The organism is Streptomyces sp. NPDC005899, assembly GCF_040629645.1.
GTDB lineage: Bacteria > Actinomycetota > Actinomycetes > Streptomycetales > Streptomycetaceae > Streptomyces.
This window is the reverse complement of the sequence record NZ_JBEXWB010000428.1, coordinates 1-4,600: the sequence shown is the minus strand read 5'-3', so window position 1 is coordinate 4,600 and position 4,600 is coordinate 1. Positions and strand designations below refer to the sequence as shown.

The window sequence follows — 4,600 nt, the reverse complement described above, 5'->3', positions numbered from 1 at the left end:
CACCAAGGCGCCACCGCCGGCCGCGCGTGCCGAACGCGCCCGGCGCACACCGCCGTACGCGCGCCTCGCCCCGCGCCGATACCCTCGATCGCCGGCCACCGATGGGTATCGGGCACAACGGGAACAGCGGGCGGGCCCACTTCCCGGAGGGCCGAACACGGCCCCGATCACTGCCTGCGCGCCCGCGGATGGTGCGAACTCCCCAGGGACATCAGGCAATGCAATGATTTCGGTCACCTGTGCCTCGCCGGAGGCATATGTTCGGGCTGTTGTCAGTATGGGGACGTAGAGTGAAGGCATGGTCTTAACTCCTCGGCTTTCCACCCACTCCACCCCCGTTTTCCCGACGCAGCCGACCCATCCGGCCGCCGTCGAGGCCAACGAGGCCATTCGCGCGCTCGTGGACGCCCGGGCCGGCCAGGACTGGTCGTCCGTGGAGGCCGCGGAGTACGAGGTGCTGCTCGTCGAGTGGGCGGCGGCGACCCAGGGCATACGCTCCGACGTCATCGAAGCCGCCTGAGCCGCCGCCCGCCCCGCGCGGCCCCCGGCAGTCTCGGCACGGCGTTCCGCCGGCCCCTCAGGCGCCGTACCCCTCGCGCAGTTCGACCTTCCGCACCTTGCCGCTGACCGTCATCGGGAAGGATTCCAGCACGCGCAGTGCGCGCGGGATCTTGTAGTGCGCCAGCCTCTCGCGGCAGAACGCCGCCACCTCCTCGAGCGTCGGCGGGTCCGCCGGGTCGCGGGGTACGACACAGGCCAGGATCTCCTCGCCGTAGACCTCGTCGGGCACCCCGACCACCTGGACGTCGGCGATCTTCGGGTGAGCGTGGAGGAACTCCTCGATCTCCCGGGGATACACGTTCTCGCCACCTCGGATGATCATGTCCTTTATCCTGCCGACGATCCGGACGTACCCGTCGTCCCGCATCACGGCCAGGTCCCCGGTGTGCATCCACCGCCCCGCGTCGATGACTTCGGCGGTCCGCCCGGGCTGCTCCCAGTAGCCGAGCATCACGCTGTACCCCCGGGTGCACAGCTCACCGGCCTCGCCGCGCGGAAGGGTCACCCCCGACACCGGGTCGGTCACCTTCACCTCGATGTGCGGCATCACCCGGCCCACCGTGCCGGTGCGGCGCTCCAGGTCGTCGTCCCGGCGGGTCTGGGTGGAGACCGGGGAGGTCTCCGTCATGCCGTAGCAGATGGACACCTCGGCCATGTGCATCTCGGCGACGACCCTCTTCATCACCTCGACCGGACAGGGGGATCCGGCCATGATCCCGGTGCGCAGCGAGGAGAGGTCGTACGAGGCGAAGTCGGGATGGTCCAGCTCCGCGATGAACATCGTGGGGACGCCGTAGAGCGAGGTGCAGCGCTCCCGCTGGACGGCGGCCAGCACGGCCGTGGGCTCGAAGGCCGGGGCGGGGATCACGATGCAGGCGCCGTGCGAGGTGATGCCGAGGTTTCCCATGACCATGCCGAAACAGTGGTGGAAGGGCACCGGCAGGCAGACCCGGTCCTGTTCGGTGTAGGCGACCATCTCCCCCACGAAGTAGCCGTTGTTGAGGATGTTGTGGTGGGAGAGCGTGGCGCCCTTGGGGAAGCCGGTGGTGCCGGAGGTGTACTGGATGTTGATCGGGTCGTCGCACGACAGCTCCGCCTCACGGGCGCTCAGCTGCCCGGAGGTGACCGACCGCGCCGCGGCGGCCAGTTCGTGCCAGGACGGGTCGCCGATGTGGTGGACGGCGCGCAGCTCCGGGCAGTTCGCGCGGACCTGTCCGACGAGCGCGCGGTAGTCACTCGTGCGGTGGGCGAGTGAGGCGACCAGGAGGGAGACCCCCGCCTGGCGGAGTACGTACTCCAGTTCGTGAGCCCGGTAGGCCGGGTTGACGGTGACCATGACGGCGCCGATGCGGGCCGTCGCGTACTGGACGAGCACCCACTCGGGGCAGTTGACCGCCCAGATGCCGACCCGGTCGCCCTTGGCGACGCCGGAGGCCATGAGTCCCCGGGCCAGCTCCTCGACGTCCGCATCGAGCGCGGCGTACGTCCAGCGGCGCCCCGACACCACGTCGACGAGGGCCTCCCGCTCGGGGAAGGCCTCCACCGCCCGGGCCAGGTTGCGGCCGATGGTGTCGCCGAGCAGGGCGGTGGAGCCGGTGCCGTGCGCGTAGGACGGCTCGCTCATCGCAGGTCACCCTCGTCGAACTCGGTGCCGGTCCCCAGCGCCGTCCGCTCGCGGAGCTCGATCCGGCGGATCTTGCCGGAGACGGTCTTGGGGAGATCGGCGAACTCCAGCCTGCGGACGCGCTTGTACGGTGCGAGGACGGCCCGGGAGTGTTCGAACAGCACCCTCGCGGTCTCCGGACCGGGCTCCCAGCCCTCCGCCAGCACGACGTACGCCTTCGGGACGGCCAGCCGCACCGGGTCGGGTGCGGGGACGACCGCCGCCTCGGCCACCGCCTCGTGCTCCAGCAGGGCGCTCTCCAGCTCGAACGGCGAGATCTTGTAGTCGGACGCCTTGAACACGTCGTCGGCGCGGCCCACGTACGTGATGTACCCGTCCTCGTCACGGGATCCGATGTCGCCGGTGCGGTAGTAACCGCCGGCCATGGCCTCGGCCGTACGGTCGGGGTCACCGTGGTAGCCGGTCATCAGCCCCACCGGTGACGTGGCGAGGTCCAGCGAGATCTCGCCCTCGGACACACCCGGCTCGCCGGTCACCGGGTTTAGGAGCTCCACCTTGAATCCGGGGCTGGGACGGCCCATGGAGCCGGACTTCACTGGCTGGCCGGGGGTGTTGGCCACCTGCACCGCCGTCTCCGTCTGGCCGAAGCCGTCCCTGATGGTGACACCCCAGGCTCGCCGCACGGTCTCGATGACCTCCGGGTTCAGCGGCTCACCGGCCGCGACGACCTCGCGCGGCGGGGTGCTCAGCTGCGAGAGGTCGGCCTGGATGAGCATCCGCCAGACGGTGGGCGGGGCGCAGAAACTGGTGACGCCGGAGCGTTCCATCTCCGCCATGAGCCGGGCGGGGTCGAAGCGGGTGTAGTTGTGGATGAAGACGGTGGCTTCCGCGCTCCACGGGGCGAACAGGTTGGACCACGCGTGCTTCGCCCAGCCGGGCGAGGAGATGTTCAGGTGGACGTCCCCGGGCCTGAGCCCGATCCAGTACATGGTGGCCAGGTGGCCGACCGGGTAGGAGACGTGGGTGTGTTCGACGAGCTTGGGACTGGCCGTCGTGCCGGAGGTGAAGTAGAGCATCAGGGGCTCGTCGGCGTCGGTCTCGCGGTCCGGGGTGAAGGTGTCCGGTGCCGCGTCGGCCCCGCTGTAGGACAGCCAGCCCGTCGGGCCGGCGCCCACCGCGATGCGGGTGTAGCCGCCGGGCACCTCGTCGAACTTCTCCGCGTCCGCGGACCGGACGAGGACGTGGCGCACCTTGCCGCGCTCCACCCGGTCACGCAGGTCGGCCGGGCCCAGCAGCGGCGTGGCGGGGATGACGACGGCGCGCAGTTTCATCGCGGCGAGGGCGGTCTCCCACAGTTCCACCTGGTTGCCGAGCATGACGAGGATCCGGTCCCCGGCGCGGACGCCCTGGGATCGCATCCAGTTCGCTGCCCGGTTCGAGCGGGCCGCCATCGCGGCGAAGGAGACCTCGGTGCGTGCGCCGTCCTCCTCCACGATGTGCAGGGCGGTGCGGTCGTTGTCCTCGGCGATGACGTCGAACCAGTCGAGCGCCCAGTTGAAGTGGTCCGGCCGGGGCCAGCGGAAGCCCTCGTAGGCCGTCCGGTAGTCCTCCCGGTGCTCGAGCAGGAAGTCCCGGGCCGCCCGGAACGTATGCGTCGCGCTCGTTGCCGGCATGTGGCCTCCTCGTTGTGAACCCGTCCCTTAACATCATGTGAACAGTGACCCGGATCTCACCACCCCCGAACGGGGGGTAGGACCGAGGGGGACAGTCATCGGCGTGCCGGAGCAGGGCGAGGCGACCGAGCTGCACGCGGCCCTCCTGCGGCTGCGCCGTACGAGTGGGCTGCCCATGGTGTTCGGCGGGCTGCTCTCCGACGCCCGCCACGCCCGGATCGCCGAGCTGAACGGGGCGCAGACCACCGCGCTGCGGGGGCTCGTCGTCTCGGCGGGCAGCGGGCTGGGCGGCAAGGCGATCGCCCTGTCCCGTCCGTGCGCGGTGACCGACTACCCCTCCTCGCGCCACATCAGCCACGAGTACGACGTGGCGGTGGCCGCGGAGGGACTGCGCTCGGTCGTCGCGGTGCCCGTCGTCGTACGGCGGAAGGTGCGCGGTGTGCTGTACGGGGCGCTGAGGGCGCCACTCACACTCGGGGACCGTACGTTCGACGCGGCGACGGCTGCGGCCCGTGACGTGGAACAGGCGCTGGCGGTCCGGGACGAGGTGCGGGAGCTGCTGGCCGTCACCCGGGGGCAGGTGACCGGTCCGGGTGCGGGCCGCGGCAGCTGGGAGGACGTCCGTGACGTGCACCGCGAGTTGCGCGCGCTGGCCCCGAGGATCACCGATCCGGACCTGCGCGGGGAGCTGCTCGCGGTGTGCGGGCGGCTCGCGTCGGCCGCGGGGGCGCGGGCGGAGGGC

General features: G+C 71.2%; 4 protein-coding genes. 2 read left to right on the top strand and 2 right to left on the bottom strand.

The annotated features are described in order from the left end of the window. Positions 1 to 298: 298 nt before the first annotated feature. Complete coding sequence (locus ABZ371_RS29180; RefSeq protein WP_358685128.1) at positions 299 to 520, top strand: hypothetical protein; 222 nt, start codon at positions 299 to 301, stop codon at positions 518 to 520. A 57-nt stretch (positions 521 to 577) separates the two neighbouring features. Here the strand turns inward: ABZ371_RS29180 and ABZ371_RS29175 are convergent, their stop codons facing one another. Together ABZ371_RS29175 and ABZ371_RS29170 are read right to left on the bottom strand one after the other, a co-directional pair. Next, positions 578 to 2,185 carry an AMP-binding protein gene (locus ABZ371_RS29175; RefSeq protein ID WP_358685126.1) on the bottom strand — a complete coding sequence of 536 codons (1,608 nt, stop codon included), beginning with the start codon at positions 2,183 to 2,185 and terminating at the stop codon, positions 578 to 580. After that, positions 2,182 to 3,858 carry an AMP-binding protein gene (locus tag ABZ371_RS29170; protein ID WP_358685124.1) on the bottom strand — a complete coding sequence of 559 codons (1,677 nt, stop codon included), beginning with the start codon at positions 3,856 to 3,858 and terminating at the stop codon, positions 2,182 to 2,184. Before ABZ371_RS29170 ends, ABZ371_RS29175 begins: the two co-directional genes overlap by 4 nt. Positions 3,859 to 3,961: 103 nt before the next feature. On the opposite strand from ABZ371_RS29170, the gene ABZ371_RS29165 reads away from it, so the two are divergent. Further along, the coding region (locus ABZ371_RS29165; RefSeq protein ID WP_358685121.1) for a GAF domain-containing protein at positions 3,962 to 4,600 on the top strand (639 nt) is incomplete at its 3' end.